This is a genomic window from Massilia sp. FBCC-B171 (genome assembly GCF_059134155.1).
In genome coordinates, this window is record NZ_CP101443.1 from 881,752 (window position 1) to 905,259 (window position 23,508).

Consider the following 23,508-nt stretch of genomic DNA (forward strand, 5'->3'; position numbering starts at 1 on the left):
TACCCACGCAGGCCTGACGGCCACCCTGGCCCGGGCAGCGTCCTCCTGCACCTCGTGCCCTAAAAAAATGACAAAAAAGCTATCCATCGTATGGTACGTCCTGGTCACGCTTGTGATCGGGACCTTGTTTGTGGCAATCAAGGCGGAGGTGGTCCGCAGCACCTCGGTCGACCTGGCCCATACCTATGCCCTGGTGTTTCGCATCGCCGAAAACTCGCAACTGCTCCCCAACGATCCGACCTTGGGCGAGATGAATATCTACCCGAGCGGCAGTCACGCCATCGCCGCGTTTGTCGGAAAGCTGGTCGACTCGTCTTTCCTCGGCTTGCACCTGTCCTCGCTGGTGTCGGTGGTGCTGCTCTGGGCGTCGTGCATGGCGATCCTGTACGCAGCGCCGAATCGTAGCGGACCCTTCAATGCAATGGTGCTGGCCGCAGTGGTCATCCTGAACTTCGGCGCCTTCCGCCTCCATGGTTCGGAAATCGTGCGTGCCTATTATTATGCGCAGCTGATGGGGCAGTCTTTGATATTCGCGGCGATGGCCGCGGCCATCTGGCTCGACGGCAGGCTGCACCGCGCCTGGATCTACGCGTTGATGCTCGGCGTGATCCATGTCGTGGCCGGCATCCACTTGCTGCCGGCACTCGAATTGCTGGGCCTGCTGGCCGGCGTCGCACTGCTCGACGCAGTGTTCGCACAAGGAGGGGCGCGCGCACGCATTGGCGCGGCACTCCTGTCCGGCGCGGTCGTGGCGTCCGGCATCGCGATCGTCCTGCTGCACCCGAGCTTTGCCGCGATGCGTACCATTGCCCTGCACAACGGCGGCATCTGGCTGGGGCCGCTGCGGGCGATGTGGGCGGTCGTCATCGTCAGCCTGATCGTGCTGGCCTCGTCCGTGTCGCTGCTCCGGGCCTGGTACCGCGACCGCGCGGGCAGTGTGGCTTACAAGTATCTGGCGGTGTACGGCGCGGCCGTTGCCGCGCTGTTCCTGCTGCAAGTCGTCCTGCGCCACTTCAACATGGGTTCCGACTACGCGGCCAAGAAATACGGATTCGGACTGGTCACCTTCCTGTTCCTGCGCCTGGCGCTCTGGCTCGGCCCCAAGCTCCGGGTTCGCCTCGAACGCAAGCCGCAGCGCGCGCTCTGGTTCAACAGCAATGCCGGCCGGCTGGCTGTGTTCGGCGTCGCGTTCGCCGCGACCCTTTCCGGTATTGCCCACTCGCGCCGCGGGCCCGATACCATGGCCGTGGCCAACATCGAGCGCCAGTTGATCGCCTTGCACGCCACCTCCATGCCGGCGCCGGTCGCCGGCAAGCCCAACCTGGTGGTCGACACCGAAGGCATGCCCGACGTCATCAACTACATGTTCACGATCGCCGTCACGCGCATGCAGCGTCCCGATGCTGAGAAGATATTCGAGGGCGGCGAACGGCTCCAGCCGCTGAAGCAGCTCTCGCAGTACGGCTACATCCTGTCGTCGCGCGGGCATTCGCGTTTCGCTGGGGCCGATCACTGCTCCAGGCTGCCTTCCGGCCCGATCCTGGTGCTCGACGGTGCATGCGTCGACAAAGTGGCGCTCACCGCAGGACCGGCGACCGCGGCCGCACGCTAAGCGACCGGGCCATCACATGGCCCGGTCATCAAACCAGCCTCAGGCTTTACCAAGCTCGGCAGCCAGGCGTGCGCCGAGCTTGCGGCCTTCGCGGATCGCGTAGTTGGTACCGCGGTCTTCCGGGTAAATCTGGGCCATCGAGCAAAGATGCAGTCCCGGCGCGGGAGCGTCTTGCGCCGGAATCATCTGGCTGTAGTGTTTTCCGACAACCGGCTGCGACCACCGGGCACGCCATAAGTGATGGGCCTGGATCCAGTCGCGCTGCAGGGCCGGGAACATAGTTTTCATGTACGGCAGGGCAAAATCTAGGAACTGGTCCGCATCCATCGCGTACAGGCTGTCGGTGTGGGGCAGGTATTTCGACAGATAGACGATGTGGCGGCCGCCGTAGGTTTCCGGACGCTCGAAATTGGTGTGCTCGATGACGCCGACGAAGGGGAAGCTGGGCTCGTTGACGTTGAGCCAGTAGGTCTTCGACAGGGGGCGGTCCAGTTCCAGCACGAGGCAGACATTGCCGATGTAGGCAATGCGTTCGAGGCTGGCCAGGTAGTCCGGCGTGGCCCAGCCGCGCACCATGTCGGCCACCAGCGGCAGTGCCGTCGTCGCGACCACCCGCTCGGAGACGAGCGTGCCCTGGTCGGTCCTCGTATGCCAGCGCCCGTCGACAGGTTCGATGGCCAGGACGCGGGTGTTGAGCGCAATCGTGCCGCCGAGCGCGGTAATGCGTTCGGCAAGGGCCTCGGCCAGGGCAACGAAGCCCCCCTTGAAATAGGCCAGTCTTTCCTCGCCGCCTTTACCGCGGCTGCCGCCGCGCAGCTTGAGTTTGTTCCAGAACCAGACGGCGGACACCTGCTCCGCGTAGGGGCCGAACTTGCCTTTCAGCAGGGGCTCCCAGACGATCCGGTACACGTTCGCGCCGCCGAGTTCCATCAGCCATTCGTGGGCGGTCTTGTCTTCGAGAAGGCGCCAGTCCTTGACCCGGCGCGCGCGCAAGGCCAGCAGCCCGAGGCGGATACGGTCGGCGAAACCGAGCGGCGTGAAATTCAGTAAATCCCACGGGGTCGACAGCTTGAAGAAGTTGTTCGCGTAGTAGACGCCGGTGTTGGTGGGGCTGATCTCGACGCGTTCGTTCAGTCCCAGCTCATCGATCAGTCCCATGACCTCGAGGTCGTTCGTGAACCAGTGATGGTAGAAACGGTCGAGTTTTTCGCCGCCGACGTCGAATGCCGCGGCCAGGCCACCGAGTTCGGATTCGGCTTCCAGCACCGTCACCGCGATGCCTTGTTTTGCCAGTTCGTAGGCGACCGTCAGGCCAGTGAAGCCGGCGCCGACGATCGTCACCGTGGTAGTGGCGGACATGCTCATTCTTGAATTGCCTTTGGTTTTCTTTGTTGACTTACAGGATGCAACAGCAGGTAGAGTCCGCCGACCAGTGTCGGTGGCAGCCACAACAGCACATGCACGAGCAAGGCGTAGGCGGTCGATGCAGCCGTCGTATTGCCCAGTTCCATCATGGCCTTCACCGTGAAGAAATCGAAGGTGCCCACGTAGCCCGGTGTGCTTGGAATCAGGGTCGCCAGCGTGCCGACCGGCAGCGCCAGCCAGCCGGCCAGCGGCGCCGTCAGCGAAGGCAGTGCCAGGGCGGCGCACCAGAACACGCAGCCTTCGGCACTCCAGGCGACGACCGACCAGGCGGCCAGTTGCAGCATGGTCGTGCCGCGCGACAGGTGTTGCAGCGTCTGCAGGCTTGTTTCGATACCTGCCAGCAGCTTGCTGCCCGGACCCGGCGCCAGACGGGCGAGGGCCCGTCCTGCGCCCAGCAGGAGCGGCGCCACGCTGCGCGGCAGCAGCAGGACCAGCAGGATGGCAGCGGCGCCGGCCACCAGCACCAGGCTGCCGACGCCGGCAAAGCGGCTGCTGTCCATGCCGAACAGGGCCAGCGTCGTACCGAGCAAGGCAAGCACCATCAGCAGGTCGAGCAGGCGCTCGACGAAGAGGGTGGCGACAACGGTGCCCGCGTTCGTGCCAAGGCGCTTGCTGAAGGCAAAGGCGCGCAGGACGTCTCCGGCACGAAACGGCAGCACGTTATTGGCGGCAAAGCTGCCCAGCAAGGGGCCGGCGCACTGGCGCCATTGCAGGCCTGGATTGTCGACCTGCAGCATCACACGCCAGCGCTGGATACGCGCCGCATAGCCGGCGCAAAACGCAACGAGCGCAGCGGCGATCCATGTGCGGTTGGTGCCGTCGAAGGCCGCGCTGATCTGCCCGGTATCGATCTGGCGCAAAACCAGCCATGCAAAAAACGCCGCCAGCGCCGCACCAACGGCCAGGCGCAGGATGCTCTTGCCCGTCATTGGTTGTTGACCACCACCGGACTGCGCGACAGGGCCGGGCCCTGCTCGAAACCGGCATACTCCTCGACCACATACAGGGGACGCTTCTTGACCTCGTTATAGATGCGGCCGATATATTCGCCCAGGATGCCCACGCTGATCAGCTGGACGCCGCCGAGGAACAGGATCGCGATCATCAGGGCGGTCCAGCCTTCGACCCAGATATTCGTGAACACGCGCAGATAGATCGCATAGAAGATGCCGAGCAGGGACAGGGCGCCGCACAGCATGCCCATCGCAACCGACAGCTGCAGCGGCCTGGTCGAGAACGACAGGATGCCGTCCGTTGCAAAGCGCAGCATTTTGCGCAGGGGATACTTGCTCTGTCCCGCGAAACGCTCGGCGCGCCGGTAGGGCAGGGCGGTTTGGCGGAAGCCGACCCAGCTCACCATGCCACGCACGAATCGGTCGCGCTCGGGCATTGCACACAAGGCATCGACCACATTGCGGCTCATCAGGCGGAAGTCGCCGGTGTCGAGCGGGATCGGCACTTCCGACAAGTTGTTGAGCAGGCGGTAGAAACCACGGGCCGTGGCGAGCTTGAACGCCGATTCGCCGGGCCGCTCGGTGCGCGTGCCGTAGACCACGTCAAAGCCTTCGCGCCACTTGGCCACCATCTCGTGCATCACTTCGGGTGGGTCCTGCAAATCGGCGTCGATCAGGATGACCGCATCGCCCTGCGCCGCATCGATGCCGGCAGTGACGGCAATCTGGTGCCCGAAGTTGCGTGCAAAGCACACCAGCTTCACCCGTGGATCGGCGGCCGCAAAGTCCTTGAGCAGTTCGCGCGTACGGTCCCGGCTGCCATCGTCGACAAAAATCAGCTCAACGGCCAGGTCGCGAAATCCCGAGCAGACCAGGGCGAGACGTTTGATGGTCTCGCCGATCACTTCCTCTTCGTTATAGCAGGGGATTACGACTGACAACAGCTGGGTTGCTTCCCGTGTTTCAGCTACTACGCTCATTGGAAACCTTATGAAATTGTTGAATAAGCGCTTTGATCGCACAGATTGGCAGCAGTGTCCGCTTCGGCAAACCGGACCTGGCACAGCGCGAGCGCGCGCAAAGGACGCCGCGAGGCAGCGTCCGGCAGGTTTGGTGCCAGCAGACAAACACGACATTATAGTGCCCGAACAAGGGCGGGATCGAGCTTTCGGGAGTTCGTTGCGGCCGGCTCGGGGTGTCCGGGCCGGCCTCGTTCTCAGCCGTTCGGCGCCGGCGGGATCGCACGCACCCGCGCCAGCAAATCTTCCTGCCGGTACGGTTTGCTCGGGATGTCGAGCCGCTGCCCGCGCGCCGCCGGCAACTCGTCCATGTAGCCGGTGGTCACCAGGATCGGCGTGCCGGGCCGGCGTGCGCGTACCTGGTCGGCCAGCTGCAGCCCGTTCATCCCGCCCGGCATCATCACATCGGTAAACACCAGGTCGATCGCGTCGTCCTCGTCGAGCAGGTCCAAGGCCTGTTCGCCGCTGGGCGCCGATACCACCGCATAGCCGGCCGAGGCGAGCATCGTTTCGGCCAGTTCGCGCACGTCCTCGTTGTCCTCGACCACCAGGATACGGGTCCTGGCGCCGTCTTCCTCGGGTGCGGGGTCCGCTGGCTGCGCTTCAGGCGCACTGTCGGCCGGGAACAGCAAGCGCACGGTCGTGCCCTTGCCGGGCGCGCTGTCGATCTCGAGCCGTCCGCGCGACTGCTGCACGAAGCCGTGCACCATCGCCAGGCCCAGGCCCGTGCCCGGCCCCTTGGTCGTGAAAAACGGTTCGGTGGCGCGCTGCACGACATCCGGCGCCATGCCTTCGCCCTCGTCGACGACGCACACCGCTACCTGGCCGGCAAGCACTGCCGTGCTGACGCGCACCTGGCCGCCATCGGGCATGGCGTCGCGCGCATTGATCAGCACGTTCAGGAGGGCCATCTCGAAATGCGTCGGGTCGATTGTGCAGGCGGGCAGGCCGGGTTTCAGGTCGAGCTGCAGCGCCACCCGGTCGCCCAGGGTACGCACCAGCAATTCGGAAAATTCGACCAGCAGCGCATTCAGGTTGACGCGTTTCGGCTCCAGGTGCTGCTTGCGGGCAAAGGTCAGCAGTTGCTGGGTCAGCTTGCCGGCCTTCATGGCGGCGCGCTGGGCGCGCCGGATCGGTTCGGCCGCCGCGCCCGCCGGCCCGAGCGCGAGCAGGGCCAGTTCCAGGGTGCCGTTGATAACCTGCAGCAGATTATTGAAATTGTGCGCCATGCCGGCCGTCAGCTGGCCGATCGCTTCCATCTTTTGCGCCTGCAGCGAGGATTGCTCGCTGGCGCGGCGCTGGGTAATGTCCATTTGGGAGGCGAAGAAATACAGCAGTTCGCCGTCCTGGTCGAAGATCGGGCCGATGTAGAGCGCATTCCAGAACGGCGAGCCGTCGGCCTTGTAATTGAGGATGTCGAGCGCGATGGCGCGCTGCTCGGCCAGGGCCGCGCGTATTTCGGAGACCGTGTCCGGGTTGGTTTGCGGCCCCTGCAGCAGGCGGCAATTGCGGCCGATCAGGTCTTTTTCTTCGTACAGCGTGAGGTCGAGGAAGGCGCGGTTGATGAACACGATCGGGTCGTCCGCCTGGCGCGGGTCGGTCACGACCATCGGCATGCGCGTCATCTCGACGGCGGCAAAGAACACGTTACCGCGCTCCTGCAGGCCCGCTTCCTCGATGTGGCCGGCCTGCCAGTGCTTCCTGCCCACGCTGCTGCCGGTCTCGTCGGTGCAGAGGAATGCTTGTGGTGTGAGCTTATCCTGCGGATCACGCACCAGCACCCAGCGCAGGGGCACGGTCCGCATCCCTTTGTGAAACCAGACGGCAGTGCCAGTGGCGATCTCGACGACCTTGTCGCCCTGGCAGTACCATTGAGACAGTGTCACGGCACGCCACTGGGTATCCTCAGCAGTCGAGATGGCTTTGAGCGTTGGCTGTCGCGCCCCTTTACGACGAGGTCGTCCGATCGTGCCGGGTGCGCGCTGCGGCGCCGGATCATAAAGAGCGGCATCGAGCCGCAAGCGGGTGATGATACAGACCTGGCGGCGCACCGCATCGATCAGTTCCAGCGCTGCGAAACTGCTGTCGGCGACCACCACGATGGGGCGCTCGGGCACCCAACGCTTGACCATCAACAGCAACTGCCGGGCGCGGTCGGTCAGCTTGTTGGGACGTCGCCCCCGCTTCTGGTAATAGCGCTCGGATGGCGCCAGTACCGTGCAAAACGGTAGCGCCCAGCACCGCTTGGCCCACGGTATCGGCGCCACCAGCATCAGGCACAGCCAGCGCAGGCCGCTGGCCTTGACGAAATGACCTTGGCTCGAGCGTACCGGATCGCGGTAAATGCCCTTGGCATCAATCATGGCACCGCGCCGCCGCTCGATCGTGTCGTCCAGCGCTATGATCAGCGGACCCTCATGTGCGAACGCATCGACCAGCATTCCAAGCAAACGCCGGCTCGCTGCCAGAGTCGACCATTTGACGCGGTTCAGCACACGGTGATACTTCTGGAACTGTCGCTCGTGCGACAAGCCCATGACACGCAGGGCGGCGCTGACCGTGCGCGGCCCGACTGCCAGAATGGATCCCGCCAACAGCATCTGCACCAGCGGCCAGGCACGCTTGGAAAACACATCCTACAGTGGCTTGCGTAAGCCCGGATGAAATAGTTGCCATGATTAACCACCTCGGCCAGGAGTCGGTTAATCAGTCACTATACATTCGGGCTTACCTTTTATCCGCGCATGTGTCCTTCAAATGGACAAAGTCCAGCTTAGTGTCTGGAGGCGCTTTAAATTTTCCCGACAGAAGAGATTCTTATACTCATTGCAATGATAACGTATGCATAATTATCGCTGCCCTCGACGGGAGCGTTGCACAACAAGTGCGCTCTTTCGGCGGTCGCCGATGCGTCGATTAGAGCCATACGCCTACACCGCCATGGAAAAGGTCAAAGATCAGGTACAATCGGTGATCCTGAATGGGAGGGCGGCGGCATGCTGGTCGAGTTCATCGAGGCCCGACGGGAGCATGTAGACCCGAGTAACAGGTGAGTGGCGCGTGCCGCGCGAGAACACTCAGACCGATACGGCATGGAAGGTATATTTGTCTCCTTCGCGCTACGCCAGCTCAGGGCATTGCATGCTCTGACGGGGTACACCACGTTTTGTTTCCCCGCTCGAACAGCGGTCGGAGCAACACAGCATGTGTGCGTCAAGAGCATATCAAAGCAGGTAGGCGACCGTCAGTCCAGTTCAAAGACGCCGATCAGCCAGCTCGAAAAGGTCTTGTGTTTGAACTTTCGACCCGAGTAGCTCAATGGCCGCTCCGAGCCGGAAAAGGTTACCGTGACGACTTCGGGACCATTAAGATTACCGGCTTGGAACAAAGTTTCTCTATAATGGGAACTTTCGGGAAAATTTACCCAAGGTCAGCATGCTGGACATTTCCGTCATTCTTAACATTCATAACGAGGCGCGGTTCATAGCTCGCACCATAAGATCGCTGAGCGAAGCGGCCGAGTTCGCACATTTCGAAGGGATCAGGACAGAACTTATTGTCGTCCTGGACTGTGCGGACGAGCGAACGCGACAGGCGGTGCAGCGTACGAGAGCCACCGGTTTTAACAAGGTGCAAATTATCGAGTGCGAGAATCGCTCGCTCGGTTTAAGCCGAAATACAGGCTGCGACGTTGCGAATGGCGAGTATCTGTGCCCGCAAGACGCTGACGACCTGGTCTCGTTTAACTACTTCGCAGAAATACTCGCGCTCGCGAAGCGTCGGGGGCGGGAAACGATCCTGTTTCCTGAATGGCTAGTCGGTTTCGGCGCTAGCAAATGGATCAGTCGCCATGAGAACGCCGCTCGCGGCCAATTCCTCATGGTAGATCAACACGCCTTTAATTCGCGTGCTTTCTTTCATAGGTCGGTGTACGAGAAACAGAGGTATGAGCATCCCGACCACACTCGCGGGCACGCGTACGAAGACTACCTTTTTAATTCGACCGCGATCGCGAATGGATTCGAATTGGAGTACTGTCCCGGCATTGTCCTTTACTACCGCCAGCGTCCGAACAGCATCATGGCCAGCGCCAGGCAGTCTGGCCGCCTGGAGGTACCTCATAACCCGCTCTTTTCGCCTAAGAAATACATGGCAAGGTTTGAAAAAGAGTACGCACGGGTGCGAAGTGGTGCATGGCCGGAACCGACCCAGTACGACATTGCTTCGGCTTACTGCGCGAATAATGCACTTGCCGTCCTGGCGGTCGCGGCGAACAGGACCGACCCAATAATTGACACGGCGATGCCTGCAGGGAGTACGGGATGGTCGCCTACTTGGGCCTCATGTGAGGCCGCCGCAGTTTACTATGAGATGTGTGCAGAAGTCGGCGACCGAACATTTACGGACGTATTCGTTCTGCCTTATCTTCGTCCCGGAGGCGCTGAGCGGTATATCCTGGACGTGATGCGCGGCCTACTGGATACTGGCATTGGAAGAAATGCGCTCGTAATTATTGGAGAGTACGCCGAGGCGCACACATGGCGCCATAAGCTTCCTTCTCATGTCGCCTGCGTAGATGTTCACTCCTTGGGCGCGAGACTGAACGATGAACAACGTGAGCGTCTTGCGGCACGCTTGATCATGTCTGTCGCTCCCGACGCCCGGATACACGTGAAGACAAGTCTCTTCGGGCACAGGCTGATTAAGTATCACCATCTGCATTTTAGACAAAATGAAATCATTTATTACCGTTTCTGTGATGACATGCATTTCGCGGCGGGAACGATGGCGACTAGTGGCTTCGGCACGGAATTTATCTGTGACCACCTGGACGAGTTGACCAAGCTCGTATCTGACAATGCAGCGACCGTTGCAAGCGACGTCAACCGCTTCGACCTGCATCACGAAAAGTGGACATGCCTGCCGGCTCTTATCGAGCCGGGCGAGAGAAAGGCGCGACCGAGCGGAAGCCCCAAAAGGCGAGTTCTTTGGGCGTCGCGGATTGGGCAACAGAAACGCGTGTCGCTGCTCCCGCATCTGGCGTTGGAACTATCGAAGAAAATGCCGGACGTGACCCTCGATGTGTACGGAACATTCGATCAGGGAGTTCACATGGACATGTCGAATTTCAACTATCGGGGCGCTTTCAGCGATATCGCCGACATCGCGCTCGATCGATATGACGCGTTTATTTATACGTCGTGGTACGACGGTCTGCCGAACATCATTCTTGAGGCGATGGCTGCCGGACTGCCCGTGATCGCCCCTGGAATTGGAGGCATCGCGGACGCGATCACGGACGGAGATACGGGCATCTTGTTGGACTTGCCGCTCGACGATGCGCAGGCTGCGTCGCAGTACGTACAGGCGCTCGGGCTGCTCTACGAAGATCCGACTAAATTGGCCTCCTTGTCGGCCAACGCACTGAACTACATTTCGGGGCGCCATGGACGCGCCGGCTATCTTGCAGGAATAAAAAGGATTTTCGGGGATACGAATTATGAAAAGGCTGCTTGACGAAGAGGCTGTCGTGCATACGGATTACACGGCTCGACAGGTGGCTGAGTTGCGCGCACAGGTGTTGCATTACGCTCGCAAGCTTGACGCAGCTGAGCGCGACAGAGAGTTGCTGCGACATCAGTTGATAGAATACCAACACGGGGCGCGCGCTTGGAGAGCGTTCAGCCGGTCGCGCCTGCACCGTCTGCTACGCGGTGATGCAGCTGTATATCGAATACCTCTATTGGGGCACAGTCTGCGGGCTGCGCGTTGGATCGTGCGGCGCATGCGTGACCGCCGCTGAGTTTTTTGCAAGAGCCGGAGGGAAGATATGCCCCGCAGTGACGATCCACTGCGAGCCGACGGAATAGAGCGTTCGATCGAGACGCTACGAGGCTAGCGCATTCGCGTTTAGACAGTGTTTTTGAGACCGTCAAGGTACTCCGCCCACGCTTGCATGAGTTCTCGCCGCTTATCGAGCCATTGCGTGCGATTGTAGGCGCGTCCGAGCGAATCGCGGGCTTCGTGTGCTAGCTGCATCTCGAGGACTTCGGCTGAATAGCCTAATTTCTCCACCGCGACCGTACGCGCGGTTGGGCGCTCGCCGGAAATTCCCGAGTTTGCAAACGGTGCGATCGTGCCGCTTCAGTAAGTCGATTCCTGCATTGGTTAGCTCCCGATGCAACAACGCCAACGCCATGCACACAGCATGAACCGTGTTGGCGGCTCGGCCGCGGTACGGTGCGTCGCCAAGTATAGGGTAGCCTCATGGACCGGTAAGCCTCTAATAGTTGGAACGTTCCTGATCGATCTTCAACAAATATTGCCCATAGCCGCTTTTGGCCAATGGTGCCGCTAACCGGCGCAGTTGGGCGCCGTCGATATAGCCATTGCGATAGGCAATCTCTTCAGGGCAGGAAATCTTCAAGCCCTGGCGCTTTTCGATGACGGCGATGAACTGGCCGGCGTCGAGCAGCGAATCGTGGGTGCCGGTGTCGAGCCAGGCCGTGCCGCGCCCCATCACTTCCACGTTCAGCGCTCCCTGCTCCAGGTAGACGCGGTTGATTTCCGTGATTTCCAGCTCGCCTCGTTCGGACGGTCGAATGCGCTCGGCGATGTCGCAGACGGTGTGGTCGTAGAAATAAAGGCCGGTGATCGCGTAGTTCGACTTGGGCTGGCGCGGCTTTTCCTCGACGCTGAAGGCGCGCCGCTCCTTGTCGAACTCGACGACCCCGTACCGCTCCGGATCGTTGACGTGGTAGGCGAAGACCGTCGCGCCACTGCTGCGCTCGCCCGCCGCGCGCAATCTGGGCGCGAGGTCGGTGCCGTAGAAGATGTTATCGCCAAGGATCAGCGTCGACGGCGAATCGCCGAGGAAGTCGCGCCCCAGGATGAATGCCTGGGCCAGCCCGTCGGGGGAGGGCTGCACCACATAGCTGAGCTGAATGCCCCATTGGCTGCCGTCACCCAGCAGCTCCTGGAAATGCGGCAGATCGTGCGGCGTCGTGATGATCAGGATCTCGCGCAGGCCTGCCAGCATCAGCGTGCACAAGGGGTAATAAATCATCGGCTTGTCGTAGACCGGCAGCAATTGCTTCGAGACCGTGGCCGTGATCGGGTGCAGGCGGGTACCGGAGCCACCGGCCAGGATGATGCCTTTGCGTTGGATGCTCATGCGCTGGTCCTGGTCCCGGCGCCGTGGCCCGCGTCACGGTTCGCGTAATTGGTGTCCAGCCAGCGCAGGTAGTCGCCTGACTGCACATTGCGTACCCAGTCGTCGTGTTTCAGATACCACTCGACGGTCTTGCGGATGCCGGTCTCGAAGGTTTCCAGCGGTTTCCAGCCGAGTTCGCGCTCGATCTTGCGAGCGTCGATGGCGTAGCGCCGGTCATGCCCGGGGCGGTCCTGCACGTGCACGATCTGTCTGGCGTAGCTGCCTGCCGCATTCGGCGCCAGTTCGTCGAGAATGCCGCACAGGATGCGCACGACGTCCAGGTTGGCCATCTCGTTCCAGCCGCCGATGTTGTAGGTTTCGCCGCAGCGGCCAGCTTCCAGCACGCGCCGGATCGCCGCGCAGTGGTCGCTCACATACAGCCAGTCGCGTACCTGCTGGCCATCGCCGTAGATCGGCAGCGGTTTGCCCTGGCGCGCGTTGGAGATGATCAAGGGGATCAGCTTCTCGGGGAATTGGTAGGGTCCGTAATTGTTGGAGCAGTTGGTGGTCAGTGCCGGCAGGCCATAGGTGTGGTGGTAAGCGCGCACCAGGTGGTCGGACGCTGCCTTCGAGGCCGAGTACGGGCTGTTGGGGGCGTAGGCCGTGGTTTCGGTGAAGGGCGGGTCGCCCGGTCCCAGCGTGCCGTAGACCTCGTCGGTCGAGACGTGCAGGAAGCGGAAGGCGGCCTGGTCGTCCTTGCCCATCCCCTGCCAGTAGGCGCGCGCCGCTTCCAGCAGCGCAAAGGTGCCGTTGACGTTGGTGGTGACGAAGTCGCGAGGACCGTGGATCGAGCGGTCGACATGGCTCTCGGCGGCGAAGTTCAGGATCGCGCGTGGCTGGTGGCGTTCCAGCAGACCGGCGACGAGCGCCTCGTCGCAGATGTCGCCTTTGATGAAGATGTGGCGTGGGTCGCCTGCCAGCGACTGCAGGTTGCCGAGGTTGCCGGCATAGGTCAGTTTGTCGAGGTTGATCACCGGTTCGTCGGACTGTGCCAGCCAGCCGAGGACGAAGTTGGACCCGATGAAGCCGGCACCGCCTGTAACGAGAATCATGGAGAGGGGATCGTAGTAGCCAAATGCGCATGATACGGCATCGGCGCGCTCCAGTCCGTGGTTGGTAATTCAGCCGTTCGACATCGGCAAAATCGCCCGCACCCGCGCCAATAACTCTTCCTGGCGATAGGGTTTGCTCAGGATATCGAGCCGCTGCCCGCGCGCGGCCGGCAACTCGTCCATGTAGCCGGTGGTGACGAGGATCGGCGTGCCGGGCCGCCGCTGGCGCACGTGGTCCGCCAGCTGCAAACCATTCATCCCGCCCGGCATCATCACATCCGTAAACACCAGGTCGACCTCAGCGCCCTCGTCGAGCACATCGAGGGCCTGTTCGCCGCTCGGCGCCGACAGCACGGCGTACCCGGCGGATTCGAGCATCGTTTCCGCCAGCTCGCGTACGTCTTCGTTGTCCTCGACCACCAGGATGCGCGCCTTGGCGCACTCCTGCGCGGCGGCGTCGGGCTCGTCGTCCTCGGTCGCCGCGACGTCGCGCGCGCCGTCGACCGGGAACACCATGCGCACCGTCGTGCCTTGCCCGGGCGCGCTGTCGAGCTCGAGCCGGCCGCGCGACTGCTGCACGAAGCCATGCACCATCGCCAGGCCCAGGCCGGTGCCCGGCCCCTTGGTCGTGAAGAAGGGTTCGGTTGCCCGGCGCATCACCTCCGGCGCCATCCCTTCGCCTTCGTCGGTGACGCAGACGGCCACTTGGTCGCCGGCCACGACGGTGGTACTGACGCGCACCCGGCCGCCGTTCGGCATGGCGTCGCGCGCGTTGATCACGACGTTCAGCAAGGCCATCTCGAAATGCGTCGGGTCGAGCTCGCAGGGGGGCAGGCCGGGTTTCAGGTCGAGCTGCATCTCCACCCGGTCGCCCAGGGTCCGTACCAGCAACTCCGAAAATTCCACCAGCAAGGCATTCAGGTTGACCCGTTTCGGCTCCAGCCGCTGCTTGCGCGCAAAGGTCAGCAGTTGCTGGGTCAGCCTGCCGGCCTTCATCGCCGCGTGCTGGGCACGCCGGATCGGGGCGGCGGCCGCGCCGGTATTGTGCAAGGCAAGCAAGGCCAGCTCCAGGTTGCCGTTGATTACTTGCAGCAAGTTGTTGAAGTCGTGCGCCATGCCGGCCGTCAGCTGGCCGATCGCTTCCATCTTTTGCGCCTGCATCGAGGATTGCTCGCTGGCGCGGCGCTGGGTGATGTCCATCTGGGACGCGAAGAAGTACAGCAGTTCGCCGTCGCGGTCGAAGATCGGGCCGATGTAGAGCGCGTTCCAGAAGGGCGTCCCGTCGGCCTTGTAGTTCAGGATGTCGACGGCGATGGCACGCCGTTCGGCCAGCGCCGCGCGGACTTCGGCGACGGTGTCGCGGTCGGTATCCGGTCCCTGCAGCAGCCGGCAATTGCGGCCGATGATGTCCTTCTCTTCGTACTGCGTGAGGTCGAGGAAGGCGCGGTTGGCGAAGACGATCGGATCGTCCGGCTGGCGCGGGTCGGTGACGACCATTGGCATGCGCGTCATCTCGACGGCGGCGAAGAAAATATTGCCCCGATCCTGCAAGCCGGGTTCTTCAATGTAGCCGGCCTGCCAGTGCTTCTCGCCGGGATTGCCGAGCGGATTGAAGGCGTTGCCCTCCACTTCGCCCGAAGCGGGCACGCCGACGCTTTGCCCGTCACCCTGGATGTCGAGCGGTTTGCCTGCGTTTTCTTCGGGGGTGGAGCCGGTTGCCATTGGGTCCTTTCCGCGGGATTGAGCGTGCACCGGCCTTGCGTCGAGCAAGTACCGGTCTCCATGCTACTGCGGCGGACCGGTGCCCGACTGTGCGTCGGTTCACGCAAGCGCGCACGCGGCCTGTACCCGGCGCAGCACACGTTTGAGGGCGCGCAAGCCCGGCAAGCCCGCTGCGATGAAGATCACTGTCGGGTGCGGGCGATCGTTTGCACTGGAGATGGACGGCTCTTGATGATGTGAAGAATGAAACCTTTACGTTACAATCTGCTACCTTTATACGACGGGGCTGTTGCAATTGCCTTGTATAATTGTTCGGTTGATGTGCTGCTGTAGAGCGTTTGCATCTCCTTTTCAGCGATCGAAACGCTTGCCGCGGTCGATGGCTGCAAATCAAGTCGAGGCCTGTGTTACCGTCGCCGTCGCGTAGTCTCCAACTGTGCAAATGCAATGCAATTGAGTCAAACATTTCCCAAGCCGCTGGATCCCTTGCGCTTGCTTTGGGTACACCGTTTTCTGATCCGCCAGCTCGTCGAGCGCGAACTGACGGTCAAGTTCAAGCGCTCGCGCGGCGGCCTGTTGTGGCTGGTCCTGCAGCCGCTGCTCCTGCTGGCCGGCTATACCCTGGTGTTCGGCGTCATCCTGAAATCGCGCTGGGGCAGCACCGGCACCGGCAGCAGTGCGGAGTTTGCGCTGATTATGAAGGCGGGACAACGCTTTGTTTGGGAGATCGTGGCGCACCTGCCGCTGTCGCGCGGCTATTATTCGCTGCATGGCGGCATCAAGCCGACACCCGACAGCCCGTATTTCTACGACCGCTGCTTCTCGATGGCGGTACTGGAAATCATGGGCAATCCGCTCAGCTGGGGCGATTACGGCGGCCGCGTGATCCATGCGGCGACCAAACTGAATTTGTTCACCCTGGACTGAGCCATGTTCGTATCCTTCCTCATGCCTCATGTGGACCGCGGTGCCGGTCCCTTGTTCCATCTGATTATGCTGTTGCAGATGAGCCGGTTCGCACCCGGCGAAATCTGCTTCATCGGCGATGATGCCTATTTCGTCGAAGAGCACATCCCGTTCGGCGAAGAGCTGGCGCTCGGGACGATGCGTTTCACCTGCGTCAGCCAGGAACGCTATCGCGCCTACGCCAAGGTGCCGCTGCCATTTGCTTCTGTCGCCGCACTGTACGAGGATGGACGCAACCACCTGGACGCGTTCAAGGACTTGCTGACGGCCGAGCACGCGCCGCTGGTGGCGGCCCTGTCGGACGCGCTGGGCCAGCTGGGCGTCGGCGCGGAGGCGATCGAGGCCTTCCTGGCATGGTCGAATTGCCCGAGCCTGTCCGCGCTGGCCGCGCGGCTCGGCAAGCCCGTCATCCATAACGAACTCGGCCCCTTCCGCGGCCTGACCTACCAGGACACGGTGTATTTCGACTTCCGCGGCGTGAATGGAAATACCACGCCGGCCGCCTGGACCGACCGTGCCGCGCTCGCGGCCGAACTCGAGGGCGCCGAATGCCTGACGGGCGAGGACTTGCGTACGCTGTTGTATTGCGGTGAGCCGCCGGCGCAGGCCGATCCCGCGGTGGCGCGCTATCCGCTCGGCGTGGCGCTCCAGGTCGAGGACGACTCGAATACGGTGGCCTATGGCCGCGGCTACGACGCGATCCGCCTGCTGTACCAGGCCCAGCGCAACTTCGCGCCTGGCCAGGTGCTGGTGCGCTCGCATCCGGGCGCGCACCTCGCCTACCGCGGCGGACTCGGCGACCAGGATAGCTCGCCCACGTCGGTGGACTTCCTGCAGCGCATCGAACACCTGGTGACCATCAATTCCAGCGTTGCCGCGGAAGCAGCGCTGTGGGGCCTGCCGTTTACAAGCTTCGGCGATACGCCGTTCGGGGGGCTGTCGGCGCCGCTGCCGCCGGCTCCCGCGCCCCAGGCCGCGTCCGGCCCTGACCTCTTGCTCAACGCCTTGCTGCTGGCTTACCTAGTGCCGGGCAACTTGCTGTACGACCCCGAGTATTATCGCTGGCGCCTGGCCGGCGCGACGCTGCGCGACTGTCTGGCGCGCCATCTCCAGGTCCTCAGGCGCAACGCCGTGCATGCGCAGGGGGCCTTGCCCGATCTTTCGCGCACGCCGTCTGCGGAGACGGAAGCCCCGGCCGATCCGGGTATGCCGCAGCGCAATCCGGCCTTATGGTCGGCCACGCGTTCGCTCTCGCGCAGCGCCGAGGCACTGCAAAAACAGCTGGCGGAGCTCGAGACGCGCTACGTGGCCGCGATTGCCGAGCGCGACGAGATCTGGGACGCGCGTTGCTGGTTTCAGACAAAATTCGAACAGGCCGAGAAGGAAATGCAATCTTTGCAAGTCGAGCGTGATACCCTGCGTGTCGCTTTGGCGAAGCAGAGTGAACTCGATCTCTTGAAGCAGGAACTTGCGTTACGGGATGCCCGTTATGCGGAGGTGGCGGCAACCCTGGCTGAGATGCGGCAACGCTTCGACGCCTTCGAAGCGCGCCATGCCACCGCCGAGGCGCAGAACAATGCCTTGCTCGAAGAACTCAACCGCGCCCAGCGCGAGCGTATCGAAGCACTCGAGCGCGCTGCGGGCCCGTTTTTGCGCTAGTGCATACAACAACACACATACCATGTCCAACAATGCGCTGCCATGTCAGCGGTTCCGTCGGAGAACCTGGCAGGTGGCGAGCGAGCCGAGAGAAAAGCAGAACATGAAGACCGATCCCGTCGTCAGTGCCGTGATTACGATGCACGGCGAGGGCATTCTTGCCCACCGTACCTTGTTGTCGATTCAGCGCTGCCGCGAGTATGCCGAAGCACGCGGCTTGCGTACCGAATTCGTCATCACGCTCGACAATGCCACTGCGGAAACCCGCCGCGTGATCACGTCGCATCCAGCGCTGCGCGACGACGACCAGGTCCACGAGATCAATTTCCGCGACCTCTCCTTGTCGCGTAATTTCGCCATCGAAAAGGCACGCGGGGAATACGTCGGCACCTTCGACGGCGACGATTATTTTTCGAAAAACTGGATCGAGCGCTGCGTGCGCGGCATCGAGGAAAACGGACCGACCACGATCTATCACCCTGAACTGATGGTGGCGTTCGGCGAACTCAATGCCTACTGGTGGCAACCCGACCAGTTAAGCAAGTACTACACGCCCGAATGCCTGTTGACCATGAACCTGTGGAACGCGTGTGCCTTCGCCAAGCGCTCGGTTTACCTCGAGTATCCCTACCAAGTGTCGCGCCCGGGAGAATCGGGCTTTGGCTACGAGGACTGGCTGTGGAACTGCGACACGATCGCTGCCGGCTACGTGCACCGCACGGCACCCGAGACGATTCGCTTCGAACGCCGCAAATCGAACGGCTCGCTCAACGTCGCGCACCAGCGCACGGGCGCCGTGATCAGGCCTTCCGCTTTCTTCGACCAGGTTTAACATGATGTATCGACACGTTGCCCGCATTTACCGATTGATCGATCGCGCCGTACTGCGCCGTGGTCCTATTGCACTCGAGCGTACCGTCAAGGGCACGGCGTTCCGTATTGCGAAGTTCGCTTTTCCGAACCGCATCCCTTGCGCGACGGCCGAGCTCTATCTCTCACGGGCCCTGGCGCATCGTCTTGAGCGGCGCAATTCGAATGGCAGCGTCAGCGGCCAGGTACCGCAGCCGCTGAGCGGCGTGCGTTCCGTGGCAGGCATGAGCGCCGAAGAGCGGATCAAACTGGAAAAGGCCGGTGTCCTTGTGCCGCCGGCGTTGCCGTCCTGGGCCGCCAGCGAAATGGAGGAAATCGCAGCCACGCTCGATCCGGCCTTCCATGCGGCGGGCCCGATCACCCCGCACCTCCAGTACTACGCGATGCCGCTCCAGCACCACTATCCCGGCATTGTTTATGCACGCCTGCGGCGCCAGGTGACCAGCAAGATCGACGTGGTCATCCTGGTGCCTTGGCTGAAGCAGGGTGGCGCCGACTTGGGCGCCATCCACTTCGCCACAGCCCTGCATGATACGTTCGGCAAGAAAGTACTGGTGATTGGTACCGAAGCTGCCGATTCGCCATGGGCCAGCCGTCTTCCCGAAGGCGTGCAGTTCCTGGATGCCGGCACCGACATGGCGCAGCTGTCGGCTGACGAGCGGCGCCTGGTCATGGTGCGCCTGATGCTGCAGCTGGCCCCCGAGACGATTCACCTGATGAATTCTTACCTCGGCTGGGAAATGGTGGCCTTGCATTCGAAAGCCTTGCGTCACACCACCAGGATCTATGCCTCGCTGTATTGCGACGACGTATCCGAAGCTGGCCAGCTCGTGGGCTATGCGCAGACTTTCCTGATGGATTGCTACGAATCGCTCGATGGCGTCATTTCCGATAACGGCGTCGTGGGTGCCGAGTGGTCGCGTTCCATGGGCATGGCTCCGTCGCTGTTCCACGTCGTGCCGTTCCCGGTACGCGAGCCGGCACAGCCGCTTCTGCCGCAGATGCCGGCTGCCCGTACCTTGCTGTGGGCCGGACGCCTGGACCGCCAGAAACGCCCGGACGTGTTGCTCGCCATCGCACAGGCGATGCCGGACTGGACCTTCGACGTGTACGGTCAGGCAGTCGTGAACCAGGAGAGCCCTGCCATGGCCGGTTTGCGCAAGGCGCCGAACGTGCGCCTGCGCGGCGCGTTCAACGATTTCTATGCCGTCGTGCGCCCCGATCACCTGGCGCTGGTCTACACCACGCAGTGGGATGGCATGCCGAACATCCTGCTGGAAGCGGCCAGGGCCGGGTTGCCGGTCGTGGCGCCGGCGGTTGGCGGCATCGTCGAGTTCATTTCGGATGCATGGCTGGTGCCCGAGTGTGCCGATGTGCCCGCTTATGTCGCGCAAATCCAGCGCCTTGCCAACGACAGTGCCCATCGCGAAGAACGTGCACGTACCCAGGCACAACGTGTGCAGCAGGTCCATTCGTGGGATTATTTTGTCGAAGCAATCGCACGCGTGCCTGGCTACCTCAACATGGAAGCGAACCTTGTCCCGAAAGAATCAGCCGGGCAGAGCGCTGAAACGCGTGTCGATGCGGTAGCCTGATCGCCTCGACCAATCCACTTTGCATTCTGATCATTCGGGGCATGCTTCGTTGCCTCGAAATATTTTGCGTGAACACATGAAAAAGAATCTGATTCGGCTCGGTGCCGGCTTCGTCATCCTGTGAGGGCTGGCCTACCTCGGCCACGAAGTATTCGTCCAGCCACCAGGAGACGCCGAAAGCGCCGCGGCCGGACCGCTGGGTGGACCCCGGGGGTATGTCGTTTACCCGGACCGTAATACGGAGAAAGAGCTCAAGCTCGACTATCCCACCTTTGCCGGCAACTTTGCCGATAATGTAACAGTCACACCGCTGCCGCCACATTTCCCCGGAACGGTATTGCTGCGTATGCTGCCCGGGAAAGCGAAAGAGATCGAGATCAGCCTGAACGACTTGCGGTGCGTTGGTCCTGTTCACGTGACCCTCTTGCGCATCAACGATCGCGCGCCACTCGCTACCGGTATCCTCGATCCGAAACAAGCCAAGTTGTCGGTGCCATTCGGCGACGGCCAGGTTTCTCCCCTGCTAGCCGAGCTCTATATGGACGAGAAAGCGCAGAACAATTTTTGGTGCGGTGTCACATTGCGCTGGGTGCAGTAAAGCCTGCGACAGAGTCATTGATTGATGGGTCGGAGCTATTCTGTAGATCAATACGCGGTCGAGGAGGCAATGGCTGCCGGTATCACCGAAATGATTTTCGTGACCGGACGCAGTAAACGCGCGATCGAAGACCACTTCGACAAGTCGTATGAGATCGAGGCGGAGCTGGAAGCGCGTGGCAAGGAAAAGCTGCTGGAAGTCCTGCGCAGCATCAAGCCCAGCCACGTCGATTGCTTCTATGTCCGGCAGCCCGAAGCGCTGGGCCTGGGGCATGCCGTACTCTGCGCCGAAAAACTCGTCGGGAACAACCCGTTCGCGGTAATCCTCGCCGACGACCTGCTGCACGGCGAGCAGCCAGTGATGTCGCAAATGGTCGACGTGTTCCATCACTACCATAGTTCAATCATCGGTGTCGAAGAAATCGCGCGCGACGATTCGAAGTCCTATGGTGTGATTGCCGGGCGCGAATGGGAAGATCATTTCGTCAAGCTATCGGGTATTGTCGAAAAGCCTGAGCCTGCCGCTGCGCCGTCGAACCTTGGGGTAGTCGGCCGCTACATTCTGAAGCCGAGCATTTTCAATCACATTCGCACCCTGAAACCGGGTGCCGGCGGCGAGTTGCAATTGACCGATGCGATCCAGTTACTGCTCGAGAATGAGCAGGTACTGGCCCTGAAATACAAGGGGACACGTTTCGATTGCGGAAGCAAATTCGGTTATCTGCGTGCCACTGTCGATTTCGCGCTGCGTCACCCCGAAGTAGGGGCAGACTTTAAACGATATCTGCAGGACATGCTGCGTTCGCAGCTCGCCTGATCGCCATCAGGTAGGGCAATCAGGCATCTCAGGTTGCCGCGCGGGCTGAACCGCGGCGGCGTATCATTTCCAGCCAGGCCGGAAGCGCCATCGCGAGAACGAAGGCGCCACACAACATCACTGGCAGATAATACTTGAATTGCGATGCCGGAGCGCCAAGGAAGACGATGGGCACCCGGACCACAACGATCACGACGGCGAGCCGGAGAGCGCGGCCGTGTCGGCGGGTCAGCATGACGATCAGGAGCAGCGCAAGCCAAGGAATGATGTTCCAGAAGATAGCCGATCCCGAGGTGAAACGCGGGTTGAATTCTGCTGATCGGTCGAACCACGTTTTCAGACGGTCGAACATTACCGGGAAAGGACGGCCCGCGGTCAGGTCGACATGGTAATCCTGGGGCGGAATCCACCGGCTCGGCCAGTTCGCCCGGTACATATCGGCCATCTTGAAGCCTTTTTCGCCCAGCCCAGTGGCGGCCGAAAAGGTATGGACGCGCCCGGCAAGGAAGACGGCGATATTTTCGCGCAGATAAGCACCCACATGGCGCGTATACACGGCCTGGTCCTCCAGCGCGACGTTCGGCAGAATCAGGCCGCCGCTCCACCACGCAGGGAAATCAGGCCCGGATGGCCTGACCGTTCATGATGGTTTCCAATGCCTTGACGCCCGAAGTCAGCGGCCATTCGCCGTCCGCCAGGGCCACCGTGTCTGCGGCGCCGCTTGCCTGGACGGCGTCGATACGGCGGTGCGTGGCGAGGCGCTGCAGCTCGGTGCGTACGCTGGCCGACCAGTCCCAGGCCTTTTGCGGCACGCCCCTGTCGATTGCATGCGCCGGACGGGCCGATGCTTGCGCCGTGATGCGGTGCATCCAGACGCCGTCCTCGAGGTCGACCCGATTGAAATCCGGGCTTTCGCTGATGACGCAGACGATATGCCCTTGCTCCGCCAGCGCTCGGGCCAGGGCTTCTTCGGCGGGCGCTACCCGGCGCGCGACCAGCACGAGGGCTCTGGGCGCGTCCGCCGCAATCGTCCGGTCGAAGGCCCGGAACTCGCCCCCATGGGCCCGCTGCTTTTCCGGCGTGATGTATTCCCATTCTCCGGACAGCCCGCGCATCATCCCGCGCTCCCAGGCGCTGCGCAGCTGCGCGGCAAGCTCGGCGCGTTCACTTGCCGGCAAGCGCCCGGCGGCGACGTGCAGCTCGACCTCCTCGGCCTGCTGCGCGGCAAAGCGCCGGTTGTCCTCGAGAATATCGGCCAGCGGGACATAGTCGCGCGCATGCTTCAGCGCGAAATACAGCTTGTTCTTGATGACCGGATAGCGATAACGCGTAATCTTGTGCTCGTTGCGGATATTGCTCGGTGCGAACTTGTGGTGGACGTAAGCGTTGGGTAACTGCCGGATCAGGTAGCCCGTATCGACCAGCCGGCAGCACAGCTCGGTCTCGTCCAGGTAGTACTCGATTTCCTCGTCGAAGCCGCCGACCTCGAGCAGGGCGCTGCGGCGGAACGAGGCGTTCGTGCCTTGCAGGTAGGGAAATTCGAACGAGCCGGGGAAGGCCAGGTGATCGGCGTTCCGGGTCAGGTTCCAGTTGGCGTTCGCCAGCCGGTTCGCGGTCGAATACTGGTACTGGTAGCTATAGCCGGTCTGGTCGAACACCAGGCCGCCGGCGGCGCTGACGGCAGGGCTGTCGTAAGCCTGGGCCAGCTGCGCCAGCCATTCGGGCTCGGGAATGGCGTCGTCGTCGATGAAGGCGACGACGTCGCCGCGCGCCATGCAGATGCCGATATTGCGCGAGACCGACAAGTTCGCCACATCGCAGCGCGCCGCGCGGATCGAGGGCAGCCAGGCGTCGATCACTTCCTGGGAGTGGTCGGTCGATGGGCCGTTGACGACGATGACCTCGAACTGGCCGCGATACTTCAGCCAGCGCAGGCTGTCGAGCGTTTTGGCCAGCAGCGTCGCGCGATTGAGTGTGTTGATGACGATCGAAAATGTCAGCGGCATGT

16 protein-coding genes and 1 pseudogene are annotated in these 23,508 nt (G+C 62.2%); 8 read left to right on the forward strand and 9 right to left on the reverse strand.

Going from position 1 to position 23,508, the window contains the following annotated elements; all coding sequences use genetic code 11:
• Positions 1–130: 130 nt before the first annotated feature.
• Positions 131–1,612 (forward strand): hypothetical protein, encoded by a 1,482-nt coding sequence (locus NMB41_RS04030; protein WP_494381198.1) that lies wholly within the window; start codon positions 131–133, stop codon positions 1,610–1,612.
• 39 nt (positions 1,613–1,651) lie between these two features.
• Here NMB41_RS04030 and NMB41_RS04035 read toward each other — a convergent pair whose 3' ends face one another.
• The 4 genes from NMB41_RS04035 to NMB41_RS04050 all read right to left on the reverse strand — a co-directional run bounded on the left by NMB41_RS04035 (position 1,652) and on the right by NMB41_RS04050 (position 7,603).
• A complete protein-coding gene (locus NMB41_RS04035) occupies positions 1,652–2,971 on the reverse strand; it encodes an NAD(P)/FAD-dependent oxidoreductase (RefSeq protein ID WP_494381199.1) in 1,320 nt (439 codons plus the stop codon).
• 2 nt (positions 2,972–2,973) lie between these two features.
• Complete coding sequence (locus NMB41_RS04040; protein WP_494381200.1) at positions 2,974–3,966, reverse strand: lysylphosphatidylglycerol synthase transmembrane domain-containing protein; 993 nt, start codon at positions 3,964–3,966, stop codon at positions 2,974–2,976.
• Positions 3,963–4,931 (reverse strand): glycosyltransferase family 2 protein, encoded by a 969-nt coding sequence (locus NMB41_RS04045; protein ID WP_494381201.1) that lies wholly within the window; start codon positions 4,929–4,931, stop codon positions 3,963–3,965. The genes NMB41_RS04040 and NMB41_RS04045 overlap by 4 nt, the downstream gene beginning before the upstream one ends.
• A gap of 275 nt (positions 4,932–5,206) precedes the next feature.
• On the reverse strand, positions 5,207–7,603 hold the full coding sequence (locus NMB41_RS04050) for an IS701 family transposase (RefSeq protein WP_494381202.1): 2,397 nt from the start codon (positions 7,601–7,603) through the stop codon (positions 5,207–5,209).
• A gap of 841 nt (positions 7,604–8,444) precedes the next feature.
• Here NMB41_RS04050 and NMB41_RS04055 point away from each other — a divergent pair.
• Complete coding sequence (locus tag NMB41_RS04055) at positions 8,445–10,526, forward strand: glycosyltransferase (protein ID WP_494381203.1); 2,082 nt, start codon at positions 8,445–8,447, stop codon at positions 10,524–10,526.
• Positions 10,527–11,292: 766 nt separating this feature from the next.
• Here the strand turns inward: NMB41_RS04055 and rfbA are convergent.
• The 3 genes from rfbA to NMB41_RS04070 all read right to left on the reverse strand — a co-directional run bounded on the left by rfbA (position 11,293) and on the right by NMB41_RS04070 (position 14,996).
• A complete protein-coding gene (rfbA, locus tag NMB41_RS04060) occupies positions 11,293–12,183 on the reverse strand; it encodes a glucose-1-phosphate thymidylyltransferase RfbA (RefSeq protein ID WP_494381204.1) in 891 nt (296 codons plus the stop codon).
• Complete coding sequence (rfbB, locus tag NMB41_RS04065; protein ID WP_494381205.1) at positions 12,180–13,274, reverse strand: dTDP-glucose 4,6-dehydratase; 1,095 nt, start codon at positions 13,272–13,274, stop codon at positions 12,180–12,182. The genes rfbA and rfbB overlap by 4 nt, the downstream gene beginning before the upstream one ends.
• 69 nt (positions 13,275–13,343) lie before the next feature.
• Positions 13,344–14,996: a histidine kinase famiy protein gene (locus NMB41_RS04070; RefSeq protein ID WP_494381206.1), complete on the reverse strand. Its 1,653-nt coding sequence runs from the start codon at positions 14,994–14,996 to the stop codon at positions 13,344–13,346.
• A gap of 492 nt (positions 14,997–15,488) precedes the next feature.
• Here NMB41_RS04070 and NMB41_RS04075 point away from each other — a divergent pair, with 492 nt between their 5' ends.
• From NMB41_RS04075 to NMB41_RS04100, 6 genes and pseudogenes are all read left to right on the forward strand, one after another.
• Complete coding sequence (locus NMB41_RS04075) at positions 15,489–15,923, forward strand: hypothetical protein (RefSeq protein WP_494381207.1); 435 nt, start codon at positions 15,489–15,491, stop codon at positions 15,921–15,923.
• A 78-nt stretch (positions 15,924–16,001) separates the two neighbouring features.
• Positions 16,002–17,621, forward strand: a complete 1,620-nt coding sequence (locus NMB41_RS04080; RefSeq protein WP_494381208.1) for a GT99 family glycosyltransferase N-terminal domain-containing protein — start codon at positions 16,002–16,004, stop codon at positions 17,619–17,621.
• A 103-nt stretch (positions 17,622–17,724) separates the two neighbouring features.
• Positions 17,725–18,453, forward strand: a complete 729-nt coding sequence (locus NMB41_RS04085) for a glycosyltransferase family 2 protein (RefSeq protein WP_494381209.1) — start codon at positions 17,725–17,727, stop codon at positions 18,451–18,453.
• A gap of 1 nt (position 18,454) precedes the next feature.
• Positions 18,455–20,086: a glycosyltransferase family 4 protein gene (locus tag NMB41_RS04090; protein ID WP_494381210.1), complete on the forward strand. Its 1,632-nt coding sequence runs from the start codon at positions 18,455–18,457 to the stop codon at positions 20,084–20,086.
• Between the two features lie 337 nt (positions 20,087–20,423).
• Complete coding sequence (locus NMB41_RS04095; protein WP_494381211.1) at positions 20,424–20,684, forward strand: hypothetical protein; 261 nt, start codon at positions 20,424–20,426, stop codon at positions 20,682–20,684.
• A 48-nt stretch (positions 20,685–20,732) separates the two neighbouring features.
• A pseudogene (locus tag NMB41_RS04100) lies at positions 20,733–21,500 on the forward strand (UTP--glucose-1-phosphate uridylyltransferase); the annotation flags it as partial.
• Positions 21,501–21,528: 28 nt separating this feature from the next.
• On the opposite strand, the gene NMB41_RS04105 reads toward NMB41_RS04100, so the two are convergent.
• Together NMB41_RS04105 and NMB41_RS04110 are read right to left on the reverse strand one after the other, a co-directional pair.
• Complete coding sequence (locus NMB41_RS04105; protein WP_494381212.1) at positions 21,529–22,056, reverse strand: hypothetical protein; 528 nt, start codon at positions 22,054–22,056, stop codon at positions 21,529–21,531.
• Between the two features lie 61 nt (positions 22,057–22,117).
• Positions 22,118–23,506: a glycosyltransferase family 2 protein gene (locus tag NMB41_RS04110; RefSeq protein WP_494381213.1), complete on the reverse strand. Its 1,389-nt coding sequence runs from the start codon at positions 23,504–23,506 to the stop codon at positions 22,118–22,120.
• Positions 23,507–23,508: the final 2 nt, after the last annotated feature.